Raw genomic sequence first — 16,182 nt, forward strand, 5'->3', positions numbered from 1 at the left:
GACGACCGGACCGAAGTCGACGGGTTCGCGGGACCGCACGCCGGTCGACGGGTCCCGCCCCCACCGCACTAGCCATCTAGAGACCGGCGGGTCGCGGGTCTCGCTGATAATAGCGGACAGGCCCTTCCACGCGTGGGGAGTACGACGCGTCAATGCGAGCTGCAGACGACTCGTCGATCTCTACGTCGCCGCCGGGCGTCGCTGCCTCCCGCGCGGCCCCGGCGGACGAGAGCGGAGCCGATACCTACGACATCGATACGGAGACACGTCTCTCGCGGTCCGACCTCGTTTTGACTCCGACGATCACCGCCCTCCCGTCGGTCTCGTTCAGCTTCGACGTCCAGTCCTGGGCCGGCACCGACACCGACGAACTGTTCGTCACCGCCTCGGGCGGGGCGCTCGACGGGGTCGACGCGGCGCTCGACGACGACGCGACCGTGGCCGAGTACCGCACGGTCGCGGCCTTCGACACGGAGCGCCTCTACCGCGTCACCGTCGCCTCCGATGCGACGCGACTCATGCCGGCGTTCGACGCGGTCGACGCCGTCGTCCGGGAGGTCCGCTCCACCCGCGACGGCTGGTCGGTCCGCGCGTACCTCTCCTCTCGGTCGGTGCTCACGACGCTGACCGACCGATTCCGGGCCGAGGACCTGTCGTTCGACTTCGCTCGGCTCTCCCGCCTCGGAACGGTCGACGACGTGGACGACGTCGTTCTCAGCGAGGACCAGCGGGAGCTGCTGTCCGCTGCCATCGACCACGGGTACTTCGAGACGCCCCGTGGCATCTCCCAGCACGACCTCGCGAGCATGTTCGACGTCTCGCCGTCCGCGATCTCTCAGCGCCTCCGAACTGCCACCGGGAAGCTCGTCGCCTACAACCTCGGCGCGTTTTGATCCGCGGCGAGCCACGCTGGGTCGGCGCGTTCTGATCCGCCGACGACCGCCGCTGCATCCCGAGCGCACCGATACGGTTCCCGCGCACCTCCCCTTCTTCCGACCGCACTGACGGTTCGATTGGTCCACCCAGCGAACCGCTCGCGCGTTCCGACGCGCGCACCGTCGGTCGCCCGTCCGCACGCACTTGGAGACGGCACCCGTTCCCCGCTGTCTGGCGCGCGTCTGTCGCAGTCCCGGGCCGACGGTGTCCGGTCGGGCGGGCGGCGTCGGGCCGTCGGTTAGCGGTGTGCTAGTGGGGGTATCACCGGTTCTCCGCGGAAAATACCTGCAACTCGGCGCGGCGAGACCGCGTCGCTTCGACCGTTGGAAATGACCGGAACTGCGGGCAACGAACGGAACGACCGGACCGGTTTATCATCGAACGGGCGCCAGCCGAACTCGCCGCATGAAGCCCAAACTGCTACTCGTTCCGCTGCTGGCCCTGCTCCTGATCTTCGCGGGCTGTTCGAGCCCGGGCCCGGGAGCGGGCACGAGCACAGAGCCGATGGACGACGGAGGTATCGACGCGGGCACGTCGACGGACGCCCCACTCGGTGAGCCCACCGACAGCCCGGACGAGGAGGACCCGCTCGACGAGCAGACCGAGACCGCCGAGGGCGACGATCCGATGGACGAAGAGACGGACACCGAGTCCGACGCCGGCAACGACACCGACGCCGGCATGGGTGACGACACCGAATCCGACGCCGGCAACGACACCGAGGCCGACACGGACACGGAGAGCGACTCCGAATTCGACGACGGAGCCGACGACGACACGACGACGGAATCGACTGACACGGGCGCGACGGAGTGAGGACTCGCGGCGCGGTCCGACCGTCCACTCCGCCGTCGTTTACCTGATTCATAACGAAATGGACGGCACCGCAACCCCGTTCCATGAGTCTGCGAGCACTGACGGCCCGACCGATTTCGAGCGACTGGACTGCCGCCGGTCGGCGGTCACCACGGCTCCCGTCGGGTGATCTGACGTGACGGGTGCGAACGTGAACACGCTTCTCGTCGGCATCGACGCCGGTTGCCTGCCGGTCTTCCGACGGCTGTTCGACGAGGGGCGCCTCCCGGCCCTCGAGTCGCTCTGTTCGGAGGGGGTCGCCGCGCCGATGGAGTCGCAGATCCCGCCGTGGACGCCGAGCGCGTGGCCGTCGCTGTACACCGGCGTGAACCCCGGCAAACACGGCGTCTACGGCTTCGTCACGTACGAGGGGTACGACTGGCGCGTCGTCACCGCCGGCGACGTCAGGGAGTTCACGCTCTGGGAGCTGCTCGACCGACACGACAAGACCAGCGTCGTCGTCAACGGTCCGGTGACGGCCCCACCCCCCGCCATCGACGGCGCTGTGATCCCCGGATTCATGGGGCCGGAAGACCCCGACTGTCACCCGTCCGGCCTCCTGGACGACGTCCGGGCGGAGATCGGCGAGTATCGCATCTACCCCGCGTACCACACCGACGACGACTCCTACACCGTCGACGAGAAGACGAGCGAGTACGCCGACCTCGTGCGCATGCGGGGCGACGCCTTTCGATACCTCGCCGACCGGTACGACCCCGACTTCGGATTCGTCCAGTTCCAGCGCCCGGACACTGTCTTCCACGAGTTCGACGGGAACTGGGACGCCGTCCGCCGGGTGTACGAGGCCACCGACGAGGCCATCGGTCGGGTGCTCGACGAGTGCGACCCCGACCGCGTCTTCCTCGCCAGCGACCACGGTATGGGGCCCTACGAACGCCCGCAGTTCCGCGTCAACGACTTCCTCCGCGAGGAGGGCCACGTCGTCGGCACGCGCGGCGGCAAGGGGATGCCCGGCTGGTCGCCGATCCGCGACAAGCTCCGCCACGGCGAGACGACGGAGTCGTGGGAGCCGTCGCTGGTCGAGCGGGCCGCCGCGAGCGCGGCCTCCGTCGGCCTCACCGCCGACCGGGCCCGCTCGGCGCTCGAACGGGTCAACCTCGCGGACGCAGTCAGCCAGCACCTCTCCGCGAACGTCTCCCGGACGGCCACCGAACAGGTGGACTTCGCGGAGTCGACGGCGTATCTGCGCGCCCGGACGGAACTGGGCGTCCGCATCAACCTCGCGGGCCGCGAGCCCGACGGCGTCGTCTCGCCCGCGGAGTACGACGCCGTCCGCGCGGACCTCGTCGAGGCGCTCCGGTCGGTCACCGCGCCCGGCGGCGAGCCGGTCTTCGAGGAGGTGGGTCCGCGCGAGGAGTACTTCCACGGGCCGGAGCTCGAACAGGCGGTGGACGTGGTCGTCGTCCCCAACGACTTCCAGCACTTCCTCTCGGACCAGCTCGCGGGCGACCCCTTCGGCGAGCGCAAGACGCGGTGGAACCACAAGCGCGACGGCGTCTTCGTCGCCTGCGGCGACGGGATCGACGAGTCCGCGGCCGTCGACCCGCACCTGTTCGACGTCGCACCGACGATCCTCGCGAGCATGGGAATCGAACCGAGCACCCGGATGGACGGCGACGTGCTGCCCGTTACCGCCCGCGTCCCGCCCAGGAGCTACCCGCCCTACGAGGGGGAGGCCGACGACATCGAAGCCGGCGTCGAGGGCCGCCTCGCCGACCTCGGATACCTGGAGTGACCGCCGCCGTCGACGCCGACGGAGCCAGTTCTTCCCGCGCGTGAGTCGTCGAGCGCTGTCGCTCCTCACTCGGATATTCCGATAGCGGAATCCGTCGTAGAAACAGTCGTCTCGCAGCCACAGCGGTCGGTCCCCGTCGGTCGTTCGCTCGCTCCGCTCCGCCATCGTCGTGAGCCGTCCCGCCGTCGGAGGCCGTCAATAGGCGCTCGATCCTCTCACGACGACCCGGTCTCGAGGTAGTGGCTCTCCCACTCGTGTCTGGATTCCAGCACCTCCCAGCCGGTGGCGGTGAGCGTGTAGCGGTTCGTGCGTCCGTTCTTCGCCGTCTTCTCGACGAGTTCGAGTTCGACGAGCTCGTTCAGGTTCGAGTAGAGGCGGCCGTGCTGGACCTCGTCGTCGATCGACCGCTCCACCTCGGCCATGATATCCTGTCCGTTCGGGTCTGTGAGGCCGCTGATGACGAACAGCAGGTCCCGCTGGAAGCCGCGGAGTTTGTGGATGGTTCTCATGTGCCAACAGTGGGCGACGACCAGTATATACCGTCCCGATCGTTGCCGCGATTAACGGCCCCGATATCTCGTCGGAGTGGCAAAAAATGGCGGCGGGCGTCGAGTGGGTGGAGTCACGGACTGCCTGTCGGATGGCTGCGATTCCGACCGGCCGACTGGACGAACGACGGCCAGTGGGTTTATTATGCGGACGGTAAGCGCCGTCTCGTGCCCGTTCGGCCGGCAGCCGTCGCGGCGGTCGACTTACCGTGCCGATAATAAACCGTCCGGGCGGTCTACGGTGTCCTACCTATGGAACCCGTCAGTCCCGGCAGACCGGGCAGAACCGACCACCGCCGCTGTCCGCACCGGAGGGTCGACCCGTGACAGCCGGTCCCGCCCGCGCGGGCGTCGCCCGTCGCGGACCGAGCCGTCGGGGCCGCCGCGCGCGGTTCGCCGACAGGCTCCAGATCCTCCTCGCCGGCGTCGGCGTCCTCCTCTTCCTCTCCGGGATCGGGTTCGCGATCGCGGGGGATACGGTCGGCGGAACCCCCGGACTCGGCGCCGCGAACGAGACGACGACGCCGGACGATCCGCCCTCGACGACGAGCGCGTCGGCTGACCCGCCCGGAACGAGCGCCGCCGGGACGGCCACCGCAACCGCGGCGCCGACCGACGCACCGCCGACGGCGAGTGCCGCTCCGACTCCGACCGCGACGGCGACCCCGACGCCGACACCGACGGCCACCGAGACGCCGACGCCGACCGCCACCGAGACGCCGACGCCGACCGCCACCGAGACGCCGACGCCGACTGCCACCGAGACGCCGACGCCGACTGCCACCGAGACGCCGACGCCGACAGACGCGTGGGGCGACACGGAGACGCCCACGCCGACCCCGACGCCGACGGATGGTTGGGGTGACACGGAGACGCCCACGCCGACGCCCACACCGACGGACACCTGGAACGACACTGAAACGCCGACGCCGACACAGACTGACACGTGGAACGAGACGGAGACGGCCACGCCGACGCCGACGGACGCGTGGAACGACACCGAGACGGCCACGCCGACACCGACGGAGACACCCACCGACACGCCGACTGACGACGACGACGGCGGCGGTCTGTTCCCCTCGATCGCGAACTTCTTCCTGTAGTCCGCAGCCGAGGTCGCTCTGCGGCCGGGTCTTTCGGCCGGTCGTCGCCGCTCGTCCCCGGTGTAGACTTCGCTCTCACCAGTTCTCTCGCTTGCGTTCTCGTGAGCGCCAGCGTCCCCGGTGTCCCGCGAGCGGCCGGGGGTGACACCTCTGCTCGCGGTCCCGTCGGGTCCGTCGACGCGCGGTCACTGAGGAGCGCGGTCGCTGAAGTGCGTGGTCACTGTGGTACGCACTCGCTATGGCGCGCGGTCACTGAAGCGCGCGGTCGCTGACGTCGGGCGCTCGAAGTCCGCGGAGCTCTCTCGGGTCCGTCGGTCGCGCCGTCGGTGGCGAAAAATGAGGTCCGTTCTCGGGCGTCGCGTCGAAATCGCGTTCGCAGAACCGCTCGCGCGGCGGCCTCACTCGACGGTGACGCTCTTGGCCAGGTTCCGCGGCTTGTCGATGGCGCGGTCGAGCTGGACCGCGGCGTGGTAGGAGACGAGCTGGAGCTGGACGTTCGCGAGCAGCGTCGCCCACACGGGGTGGGTGTCAGGGACCGGCAGGCGGGCGTCGGCGACGTCGTCGGAGTGGTCCGGGCCGACGACGACGACGGGCGCGCCGCGGGCCTGCGCCTCTGTCGCGTTCGTGAGCGTCTTCTCGTCTTGTTCCTCGTCGCCGGAACAGACGGCGAACAGCGGCGTGTTCGGCGTCACGAGCGCGAGCGGGCCGTGTTTCAGCTCGCCGGCGGCGAACCCCTCGGCGTGCTCGTAGGTGATCTCCTTGAACTTCAGCGCGCCCTCCTTGGCGACCGAGTTGGCCTGCCCGCGGCCGATGAAGAAGTAGGAGTCGTGGTCGCTGTAGGTGCGTGCCAGGGACTCGGCGTCGTTCGTCTGCAGGACCGACTCCACCTGGTCGGGCAGGTCGCGGAGCGCCGAGAGCAGCTCGCGGCGGTCGAAGTGCGGGTCGGCCGCCGGGACGTCGTCGACGAGGCGCAGGGCGAGCAGCCCGAGCGTGACCGTCTGCGAGGAGTAGGTCTTCGTCGCGGCGACGCCGATCTCCGGGCCGGCGCGGATGAACAGCGAGTCGTCGGCGACGCGGGTCACCGACGATCCGACGACGTTCGTCACCGCGAGCGTCCGCGCACCGCGCTGGCCCGCGTCCTCGACCGCGGCGAGCGTGTCGGCCGTCTCACCGCTCTGCGTGACGGCGACCACGAGGGTCTCCTCGTCGGCCGGCCCGGCGGACACGCCGTACTCGTTGGCCCGTATCGCCTCGGCTCTGACGCCCGCCCGCTTCAGCATGGTCTCGCCGAACAGGGCGGCGTGATAGGAGGTGCCGCAGCCGACGAGCTGGACGCGTCGCACGTCGTCGAAGGCCCCCTGCGGGAAATCCTCGAGCGAGACCGCCCCGCGCTCGGGGTCGATCCGCCCCTCGATCGTGTTGGCGAGGGCGCCGGGCTGGGTGTGGATCTCCTTGAGCATGAAGTGGTCGTAGGACCCCCGCCCGGCCTCGTCCGCGCTCCAGTCGACGGTCTCGACCGCGCGGTCGACCGGCCGCCCCGCGGTGTCGGTCACGCGCAGTTCGTCCCGCTGGGCGACGACGACGTCGCCGTCTTCGAGGTACATCACCCGGTCGGTGAACTCCACGAACGCGGGCACGTCGCTGGCGAGGTAGTAGCCGTCGGCGGCGACGCCGAGCACGAGCGGGGACCCGTCGCGGGCGGCGTACAGCGTCTCGTCGTCCTCGACGAGCGCCGCGATCGCGTAGTTCCCCTCCAGCGCGTCGAGCGCCGCGCGGAACGCCGCTTCGGGTTCGAGGCCCTCCTCCAGCTTCCGCTCGATCAGGTGCGGGACGACTTCGGTGTCGGTGTCGCTGGAGAACGTGACGCCGTCGGCGCGCAGGTCCGCGCGGAGGTCGTCGTAGTTCTCGATGACGCCGTTGTGGACGACGGCCACCGCCTCCGACTCGTCCGTGTGGGGGTGCGCGTTCTCGTCCGTCGGCGGCCCGTGGGTGCTCCAGCGGGTGTGGCCGATCCCGACCTCGCCGTGGAGGCGTCGCCGCCGGACAGCACGGCGGAGCTCGTCGACCCGCCCGGAGCGCTTACGGACGGCGATCCCGTCGCCGTTCTGGACGGCGACGCCGGCCGAGTCGTACCCGCGGTACTCCAGGTTCTCCAGCCCGGTGACGAGGTCCTCGACCGTCCCTCCCTCGCCGATCCGCGCGATGATGCCGCACATCTATCCGAACACCCCCCGGAGCAGGGACGACCGCCGCCCGGTCGCGCGTCGGGTGCCGGTGGTGCGGAGGAGTCCGTCGGTTCGAGAAGGTCGTACTCGTTGCATATCACCGTCCACTCGCGGGGAGGGGTTTACTATCCAGATAGTAACGATCGGGTTAGCGCCGAAATAACGGCCGCAACTGGGGACAACTGTCGGGATCGACCGCCGCGTCAGGTGTCGTCCCCGGGGGCGGCGTCTTCGAACGGCGACCGCGCGCTGTCGGGCACGGCGGTCTCGAGCGCGATGATGTTCTGGCGGCCGACGTTTATCTTCTCGATCTCTCCGCCGTCTTCCATCTTCGAGAGGAGGCGGCTCACCTTGGACTTCGACCAGTCGGTCTTCTCCGTGATCTCGTTCTGGGGCAGTCGGCCGTTCTCCTCGCGGAGCAACTGGAGGACGCGGTCCTCGTCGCTCAGGATGCGCGGCGGGACCGGATCCGGGGCCGCGTCGAGCGCCTCGTCCCGGTCGGCCGCTTCCGTCGCCGGCGGCTCGGGTTCGCGCCCGATAGAGGTCACGTCCGGGAGCATCTTCCGCTGGATCAGGACGAGCACAGCGAGGACGGCGATAACGCCGATGACGATGAAGCCGGTGGTCAGCGGACTGGTCGGGTTCGTCCCGATGGAGACCTCGGTCGCGTCGGAGAGGCCGTCGCCGTCGGTGTCGGCTTCGGTCGGGTCGGTGCCGTAGGTGTCCACCTCCGCGCCGTCGACGAGGCCGTCGTCGTCGGTGTCCGGGACGGTCGCGTTGGTCGGCCCGTCGACCTCACGGTCGTCGGTGAGGCCGTCGCCGTCGGTGTCGGCCAGCGTCGGGTCGGTCGGTCCGTCGACCTCGACCGCGTCGGAGAGACCGTCGTCGTCGGTGTCTTCGTCCAGCGGATCGGTGTCGTACTCGTCGACCTCGGCCCCGTCTTCGAGCCCGTCGCCGTCGGTGTCCGGGCCCGTGGCGTTCGTCTTGCCGTTGACCTCGGTCGCGTCGGTGAGCCCGTCGCCGTCGGTGTCGTTGTCGACCGGATCCGTTCCGTACTCCATGACCTCCGGCCCGTCCTCTAACCCGTCCATGTCGGTGTCCGTCCGGTTGAGCCCGGTGCCGCGGTCGACCTCCTGGCCGTTCGTCAGGCGGTCGGAGTCGAAATCGCCTTCGGGGCGTATCACGACGACGGTGCGGTTGACGGACGAGATGACGGCGCCGCTGCTCTCGTTTTTGACGGTGGCCGTCACCGTCTGTTCCCCCGTCCGGTTCGTCGGCCAGGAGTCGAACGTGTACTCGTCGGTGACGGTGTAATCGTCGGTGATGAGCGAGTGAGACCGGCAGCCGTCGGTCACGTTCTCGCCGTCGACGGTGAGGCAGACGCTGAAACTCCGATGGTTGCGCGCGTTCGTCTCGGCCACCAGCGTCACCGCCGACTGCTGCCAGACGTACGTCGCGTTGTCGTACGTCTGCCTGACGGTCCCGTTGCGTATCGTCAGGTCCACGGACGCGGTCCCGGAGTCGGTCTCGGTCGCGGCGGGGCTCCCCGCTGGTTCGACCGCGGCGGTGTGACCGTGGTCCGAGTCCTCCTGGACCACTTCAGTACCTCCGGTCACCGTTCCTCCCGCGAGCGGCGTAGCGGCGACGCCGACGAAGAGGAGGCACAGCAGTACGGCGATGACGTGTGTTCGGGCCATGTTCTATCGCTTGAATCGCGCTTCGAACGCTCCAACGTGTGTTCTGCTAACCATTTCGATCGATTCCCAGACGGCTTCGTTGCGTGTTGTTAGCCTACACAGGCTGTCCCGGTATACGTATTACTTTACTAACTGACCGCCCGGTTCGTTTAGGTCCGGTGGATCGCCGGACGGCGCTCTGGTATCTGGGCATTCTCCTCGCGTGAGCAGCGGCTGGTGGCTGTCGCAGTTCGGCGATCTGACGGTCGGACGCGGCGCAGGTTCGGTCGCAGTAGCGTCAGGCGTCGGTGTCCGCGGTCGTCGTGATCTTGGTGACCGTCAGCAGCGAGACCATCGTGACGACGATGACACCGACGATGAATCCCGAGAGCAACTGGAACGGGGTGACGTCGAACACGGACCCGACGAGCAGCAGCGACCCCAGAAGCGAGAGGCTCAGGTAGCCCTGGTCCCACATGTCGACCGAGTCGTCCTCGGCTTCGTCCGCGTTCGGCTCGTCCTCGATGTACGACGCGACGTCTTCGAGCGGCGGCTGCGGGTCGACGAGGCCCCGCGACTTGTTGTAGTCGATCACGCCCGCCTCGTCGAGCGTGTCGAGGTGGGACTGGTACAGCGCGATGTAGACGCGCTGGCGCTCGTCGGACGTGAGCGCCCGGACCGTCGTGTCGTGTTCCCAGGCGGCGACCTGCTCCGCGACGTCACGCATCTTGACCGTCTGGTCGGTTCCCTCGAGGTAGCGGATGACCGCGCGCCGCCGCTCGTTCTGCAGCAGGTGGAATAACTCGTTCTTACCGAGCGGGTCGGAGTCGTCGTCGGGCTCCGTCTCCTGCTCCTCGTCGGTAGGCTCGTCGTTCGAGAGCGCGTTGGCGGCCGTCGTGTCGGTCTTCTGCAGTGAGTGGCTCATTGGCTTCGTCTGGACATTCCAGGATATTCTAATAAGACGGGGCTCTCGTCCCGACCGTTGACGACTGTTGCAGCGGCTATGGAAGGCCGTAAACCGTCGCTTGAAACGGTCTAAAACACCGAATCAGGTGCTGAAACTGCTGAAACCGGTTCTACCGTCTGCAAACCAGTTCGTCCGCGGACAGATCGGGTTCTCCCCCCTGTTCGCCGACCCGGACGGGGCCGCGGCCGGTCATCGGCCGGTCGATCGACCACTGTCTGACACTCGTCCGACGGGGGCGCGGCGGTCCGATCGGCCGACCGACGCGGCCCGTCCCGGTCGGCGATCGACTCCTGTCACCGTCGTCCGTTCGATCCCTGTCACCGTTGTCCGTTCGATCCCTGTTACCGTTGTTCGTTCAACTGGGGAACCGTTCAGAGGCGCCGGTACTCGAAGCCGGCCTCGGTGACGCGCTGTTCGTCGAGCGCGCCCGGGACGTCGACGACGACCGGGTCGTCGGCCATCGCGTCGGCCACCTCGTCGAAGTCGATGGATTCGAACTCGTCGTGGGCGGTCGTGACGACCAGGCCGTCGAACCCGGTCGGGTTGAACGTGGACTGGACGGGCAGCCCGAAGGTCTCCCGGGCACGCTCGTCCGGCGCGTGCGGATCGAACCCCTCCGCGTCGACCCCGAACTCGGACAGTTCGTCGACGACGCCGTCGACCTCGGAGGTACGGATGTCGCCGACGTTCGGCTTGTACGAGAGTCCGAGCAGCAGGACCGAGCTGTCACAGAGCACGTTCCCGGCGTCGTTGAGCGCCTTGACGGCCAGTTCGGCGACGTGCGTGGGGACGTACTCGTTGATCTCGCGCGCCTTGAGGACGAGGTTCGGCGAGAACCCGTCGCGCTCGGAGCGGTGGGCGAGGTAGTGCGGGTCGACGGGGATGCAGTGGCCGCCGACCAGTCCGGGCGAGTACTCGCCGTGGAAGTTCCACTTCGTCCGCGCGGCCGCGAGCACCTCCTCGGTCGAGAGGTCCATGTGGTCGCAGGCGATGGCGAGTTCGTTGACGAGCGCGATGTTCAGGTCGCGCTGGACGTTCTCGATGACCTTCGCCGTCTCCGCCGTCTCGACGTCCGGGGCGCGGTAGATGCCGGCGTCGACCACCGACGAGTAGAGCTCCGCGAGGCGCTCGCGCACCGCCTCGTCGTCCGCGCCGACGATCTTGACCACGTCGCGCACGCCCCGCCCCTCGTCGCCGGGCGAGGCGCGCTCCGGGGAGTAGCCAACGTCGAACTCCTCGCCCGCGGTGTAGCCCGAGGCAGCCTCCAGTTCCGGGACGAGGACGGTCTCGGTCGCGCCCGGGAAGACGGTCGACTCGAGGACGACCGTCGTGTCTTCGGACATGTGTTCGCCCACCGTCTCGCCCGCCGCCCGGACGAACTCCAGGTCCGGGTTCTCCAGGTCGTCTATCGGCGTGGGGACGGTGATGACGACGAAGTCGGCGCGCTCGATGAGCGACGGGTCGGTGGTGAACTCGGCGTCGGCCTCGGCGACGGCGTCGTCGTCCACGTCGCCAGTCGGATCGCGGCCGTTCGCGAGCGCGTCGACCTTCTCGTCGTCGATGTCGAACCCGACGACGGTCTGGCCCGCCTCGTCGAACGCGACGGCCAGCGGGAGGCCCACGTAGCCGAGCCCGACGACGCAGACCGTCGCCGGCTCGGCCGACGAATCGTCGGCCGTCGACTGCCCCTCGATCGGGATCGCGGTCATTCCGCCCGTGCCGTCCGTCGGTGCGTGCGATGCCTGCTCGTCGCCGGGATTGCTGGGTCTGTTCGGATCCATGGGTAGTCGTCGCGAGCGAACGCCCGCTCGCTGTCCGTGTCCGACCTCGGCCGGCGATGGACTTTATTATAAATCTGATAGGTGGTCGCTTATCCCGGGGGTAAGACGCGAAACGATCGCTCGGATGATGTGGCGTAATTGCGGTCTGCTGGGTCTATGTGCGGCGGATTTTCGGAATCGTTGCGATCGTTGTGAGCTCGCTATCGCTTATCAGCTCAATAATAAAACCCGCTGACGGCGTGGGGTATCTCGGCTTCGCCCCGTCACGCGACGGATCCGAAGACAGACCACACAGGGGTTTCCCATGCACGCCACCACGACCGATCTGACAGCGAACGCAGCGACGATCGACCGCACGACGGACTATCGGCGCGTACGACCGGCCGACCCGCCGGACGGGGGCGGTTCGCGGACCGGCTCGGCGGACGAGAGTCGGGCCGCCGCCACCGCGTACGCGGACACGACGGTCGCCGTCGTCGTCCCCGCGTACAACGAGGCCGGCCGCGTCGGGGAGGTGCTCGACTCGATCCCGCCGTTCGTCGACCGCATCTACGCGGTCGACGACGCCTCGACCGACGACACGTGGGCGGAGATCCGCGCCCCCGGCCCCAGCGGGCCCGGGCCCCCCGGCGCCGACGTCGACGGACGGATCATGCCGATCAGACACGAAGAGAACCAGGGCGCGGGCGGGGCGCTTCGGACGGGGTATCTCACCGCGCTCGACGAGGGCATCGACGTGACGGTGACGATGGACGCGGACGGACAGATGGACCCGGAGCTGATGTCGGCGCTCGTCGACCCCGTCGCCGACGGGCGGGCCGACTACGCGAAGGGGAACCGCCTGGCCGACCCCGAGGACCGCCGCGCGATGCCGCCGTTTCGCCGCTTCGGCAACTGGCTGTTGACCTATCTCACCAAGATCGCCAGCGGCTACTGGGGGGTGATGGACCCGCAGAACGGCTACACCGCCATCTCCGGCGACGCGCTCGCGGCCGTCGACGTCGAGTCGCTCCCCGACGGCCACGACTACCCGAACGACCTCCTCGTCCGCCTGCAGGTGGCCGACAGGTCCGTGGCGGACGTCGCGATGCCCGCGGTCTACGACGACGAGGAGAGCACGATCGACTACGTCGAGTTCGTTCCCGCGACCTCGCTGACGCTGCTTCGCGGCGTCTGCTGGCGCATCGGTCGCGCGCTCGTCCCGGAGAACGCCGACCCGCGGACCGTCGTCCGCGGCGCCCTGGTCGGCGTCACCGTCGCGACGTGGATCGCGCTGTCGCGCCGCGACGACGCGGAGGGGTCGAGCGAGGAATGAAGGTCGTCGTCACCGTCCAGCATCCCGGGCACGTCCACTTCTTCAAGCACGCCATCCGGGAACTGGAGACCGCCGGGCACGAGGTACACGTCTTCGCCCGGGAGAACGAGGTGACCGCGGCGCTGCTGTCGGCGTACGGCATCGACTACGAGATGCTCGCCGGGGCCTCGGCGTCGCTCCCGTCGCTGGCCCGGGTGCAGGTCACCTACGAGAGCCGCCTGCTCGCGCGCGCCTGGAAGATCGATCCCGACGCCATCGCGGCCGTCGGCGGCGTCGCCGCGTCCCACGTCGCCGCCGCGGTCGGCGCCCGCAGCGTCGTCTTCTACGACACCGAGCACGCCTCGCTGATCAAGCGACTGGCCTACCCCTTCGCCGACGAGGTGTGCACGCCCGACTGCTACACGGAGGACGAGGGCGACAAGCACGTCCGCTACCCGGGGTACCACGAACTCGCGTACCTGCACCCCTCGCGGTACACGCCAGACGAGAGCGTCCTCGACGACGCCGGCGTGGACCCCGACGACCCGCTCGTCGTCTGCCGATTCAGCAGCTGGGACTCCTCGCACGACGTGGGCCAGGGCGGGTTCGACGACCTCACCGAGGTGGTCGAACGCCTCGAAGCGGCCGGCGCGACGGTCCAGCTCACCGCCGAGGTCGACCTCCCGCCCGAACTCGCCGACCGGGAGCTGTCGGTCGCGCCCGAGCGGATGCACGACCTGCTCTACTACGCCGATCTGACGGTCGGCGAGGGCGCGACGACCGCGACAGAGAGCGCGCTCCTCGGGACGCCCGCCGTCTACGTCAACTCCTTACAACTGGGGTATACGACGGAACTCGCCGAGGAGTACGGACTGGTCTTCCAGTACAACGGTCCCAACAGACACGAGGAGGGCGTCCGCCGGGCGGTCGAACTGCTCGGCGAGCCCGACGGGGAGCGATGGGAGCGACGCCGCGCCCGCGTCCTGGAGGACAAGCGAGACGTGACCGACGTCGTCGTCGACCGCATCCTCGCGAGCGGGTGACCCGTTCGCCACGCCTCGACCCGGTCGACGACCGTCCGCGCGGTCGCCTGACCGCGCGAACCGGGGCCGGGTCCGCGCTCCTCCGTCGTTTTCGTCCCTGCGAACGGCCCGCCAGACAGGTCCCCGGACGCGCGCGGCGTTTTCGATACGAGCGATAGACGCGTCTCTCTGTCTCTCCGCAGGGGCCCGATAGACGGCCCGAGCGCCACCATACGGATATCAAATTTCGAAACGGAGCGTTCCTGACCCGATATCGAGGGGCGTACGTTCAGGCTTTTCAGCCGCTCTCCTCGGTGTGGACTTAATGAGTGGACATGTTAAGGGGTACTGACAGGGGGAGGTATCCGAAATGAGAAAGCACACATGACACAGACGGACGGCGATGCGGACGACCACGGCGAAACGGGGCGGACCTGCGGTGGCGATGGGGGACGGTTCTCTCGGCGCGCGGTTCTGAAGACGGGCGCGGCGGCCGCGGGCGGGCTGATATTCGGGTCGGGCTTCGCGAGCGCCGACACGGGAACCGACGCGATTCCGACGCGACTGCGCGAGAAATTCGACCGCGTTATCGACGTGGTCGAGGCCGGCGCCGACGACACGGGCTCCGAGTCCATCGTCGACGTCCTGGAGGGACTGCGGGACGACGACCGACTCCAGAACGGGACGTTGCTGTACTTCCCGCCGGGTCGGTATCACGTGGACCGGCAGTTCCGGATGACCGGCTTCGACCTGTTCGGCATGTACGGGAACGACGCCACGCTCGTGCCGGCCGACTACCACAGTTTCGGGGACAACAAGCACAAGCTGTTCCGGCTGGGCGTCTCCTACAACCCCGGGGACCGCCTCTTCGTCGAGAACTTCGCCGTCGACCAGACGGCCGAGGACACGGGCGCCCGCGTCCTCGACGTCGCCGTCGCCGACCGCCTCGAGGTCCGCGATATCGACGTACAGGGCAAGCACGACTCCGGCGCCTGGGGACCGGGCCGCTTCGTCGTCACCGACCCCGACGGGACGGGCGTCGTCGAGCGGTTCACCGCGGTCGACGGCGGCGAGTACTCGGCCAACGCCCCGCACGACAAGCTCTGGCGCGGTCCCTCGGGCATCATCTGCAACACCTACAACGAGGGTCGGATGACGTTCCGCAACTGCGAACTCGGCGGGTTCCCGGACAACGGCCTCTACGCGGCGGGCACCAACGGGCAGATCCGCGTCTGGCGCGGCACCTACAGGAACAGCAACGGCGCGAACGTCCGCGTCGGCGGGCCGAACAGCGAGATCATCGGCGTCGACGTCGTCGTCGACCGGAACTGGGAGGAGACCGAGGCCCAGCGCGGTATCCGCGTCGAGAAGACGAACGACGTCGACGTGAAAGACTGCTACGTCCGCATCGCCGCGGACACGCCCAACAGCCACGCGATCTCCGTCCAGTGGGACGTCGAGAAGGCGTTCCTCGGGGGGAACACCGTCGTCGTTGACAGCCCCGTGTTCAACCACGGGATCTGCCTCGCCTCGCGGACGGGCGACGTGACCGTCTACCAGACGAGCGTCGAGCACAACGGCCCCGGCGGCGCCGCCTTCTACATCGACGGCGAAGGCACCGACGACGAGTCGGCGATGCTCGCGCAGGTCACCGTCACCGGGTCGGCCGGCCACAAGTGGAACCGCGCCGGCATCTACAACAAGCGGAACAACGTCGAGTTCCGCGCCGTCGACGTGGACCAGACCGGCTCGTCCAAGCGCCGCGCGCTGGAGAACTTCGGCGACGACTGCATGGTGTACGCGTGCGACTTCACCGCCCGCCAGCACCCGCTCATCGACACGGCCGCGGACACCTGGGTGGAGAACTCGACGTTCCACTCGGCGGACGACCGTCAGGGCATCCGCCTCACCGACTCCACCGAGGGCGTCTACCTCAAGAACAACGAGATCGAAAACGACGTCAAAGACGAGGGCTGTTCCGGCCTCAAGATGGTCGGCAACTCCTTCTTCTGAGTCAGC

12 protein-coding genes are annotated in these 16,182 nt (G+C 68.8%); 7 read left to right on the top strand and 5 right to left on the bottom strand.

The genetic code is table 11. The annotated features are described in order from the left end of the window. Positions 1-152: 152 nt before the first annotated feature. The 3 genes from D1409_RS06830 (at position 153) to D1409_RS06840 (ending at position 3,547) form a co-directional block, all read left to right on the top strand. Positions 153-893, top strand: coding sequence for a helix-turn-helix domain-containing protein (locus tag D1409_RS06830; RefSeq protein ID WP_123535410.1), 741 nt, complete (start codon positions 153-155; stop codon positions 891-893). A gap of 448 nt (positions 894-1,341) precedes the next feature. Continuing rightward, the gene (locus D1409_RS06835) at positions 1,342-1,752 is read left to right on the top strand and encodes a hypothetical protein (RefSeq protein WP_123535412.1); all 411 of its coding nucleotides are present in this window, start codon (positions 1,342-1,344) and stop codon (positions 1,750-1,752) included. A 175-nt stretch (positions 1,753-1,927) separates the two neighbouring features. Beyond that, positions 1,928-3,547 (top strand): alkaline phosphatase family protein, encoded by a 1,620-nt coding sequence (locus D1409_RS06840; RefSeq protein WP_235853521.1) that lies wholly within the window; start codon positions 1,928-1,930, stop codon positions 3,545-3,547. A gap of 215 nt (positions 3,548-3,762) precedes the next feature. Here D1409_RS06840 and D1409_RS06845 read toward each other — a convergent pair whose 3' ends face one another. Next, positions 3,763-4,047, bottom strand: coding sequence for a PadR family transcriptional regulator (locus D1409_RS06845; protein ID WP_123535972.1), 285 nt, complete (start codon positions 4,045-4,047; stop codon positions 3,763-3,765). A gap of 371 nt (positions 4,048-4,418) precedes the next feature. Here D1409_RS06845 and D1409_RS25545 point away from each other — a divergent pair, with 371 nt between their 5' ends. Then, on the top strand, positions 4,419-5,198 hold the full coding sequence (locus D1409_RS25545; protein WP_206425012.1) for a hypothetical protein: 780 nt from the start codon (positions 4,419-4,421) through the stop codon (positions 5,196-5,198). A gap of 398 nt (positions 5,199-5,596) precedes the next feature. Here D1409_RS25545 and glmS read toward each other — a convergent pair whose 3' ends face one another. The 4 genes from glmS to D1409_RS06870 all read right to left on the bottom strand — a co-directional run bounded on the left by glmS (position 5,597) and on the right by D1409_RS06870 (position 11,775). Further along, positions 5,597-7,414 carry a glutamine--fructose-6-phosphate transaminase (isomerizing) gene (glmS, locus tag D1409_RS06855; protein WP_123535414.1) on the bottom strand — a complete coding sequence of 606 codons (1,818 nt, stop codon included), beginning with the start codon at positions 7,412-7,414 and terminating at the stop codon, positions 5,597-5,599. A 212-nt stretch (positions 7,415-7,626) separates the two neighbouring features. Further along, a complete protein-coding gene (locus D1409_RS06860) occupies positions 7,627-9,120 on the bottom strand; it encodes a helix-turn-helix transcriptional regulator (protein ID WP_235853522.1) in 1,494 nt (497 codons plus the stop codon). A gap of 277 nt (positions 9,121-9,397) precedes the next feature. Continuing rightward, on the bottom strand, positions 9,398-10,024 hold the full coding sequence (locus D1409_RS25170) for a DUF7344 domain-containing protein (protein WP_206424994.1): 627 nt from the start codon (positions 10,022-10,024) through the stop codon (positions 9,398-9,400). Positions 10,025-10,437: 413 nt separating this feature from the next. After that, entirely contained in the window at positions 10,438-11,775 is a 1,338-nt protein-coding gene (locus D1409_RS06870) for a nucleotide sugar dehydrogenase (protein ID WP_123535976.1), read from the bottom strand. Positions 11,776-12,151: 376 nt separating this feature from the next. Here D1409_RS06870 and D1409_RS06875 point away from each other — a divergent pair, with 376 nt between their 5' ends. The 3 genes from D1409_RS06875 (at position 12,152) to D1409_RS06885 (ending at position 16,176) form a co-directional block, all read left to right on the top strand. Continuing rightward, the gene (locus tag D1409_RS06875) at positions 12,152-13,162 is read left to right on the top strand and encodes a glycosyltransferase family 2 protein (protein WP_123535416.1); all 1,011 of its coding nucleotides are present in this window, start codon (positions 12,152-12,154) and stop codon (positions 13,160-13,162) included. After that, positions 13,159-14,184 (top strand): DUF354 domain-containing protein, encoded by a 1,026-nt coding sequence (locus D1409_RS06880; RefSeq protein ID WP_123535418.1) that lies wholly within the window; start codon positions 13,159-13,161, stop codon positions 14,182-14,184. Before D1409_RS06875 ends, D1409_RS06880 begins: the two co-directional genes overlap by 4 nt. A 363-nt stretch (positions 14,185-14,547) precedes the next feature. Beyond that, the gene (locus D1409_RS06885) at positions 14,548-16,176 is read left to right on the top strand and encodes a right-handed parallel beta-helix repeat-containing protein (RefSeq protein WP_123535420.1); all 1,629 of its coding nucleotides are present in this window, start codon (positions 14,548-14,550) and stop codon (positions 16,174-16,176) included. Positions 16,177-16,182: the final 6 nt, after the last annotated feature.

This window comes from Halosimplex salinum, assembly GCF_003730195.1.
Lineage (GTDB): Archaea > Halobacteriota > Halobacteria > Halobacteriales > Haloarculaceae > Halosimplex > Halosimplex salinum.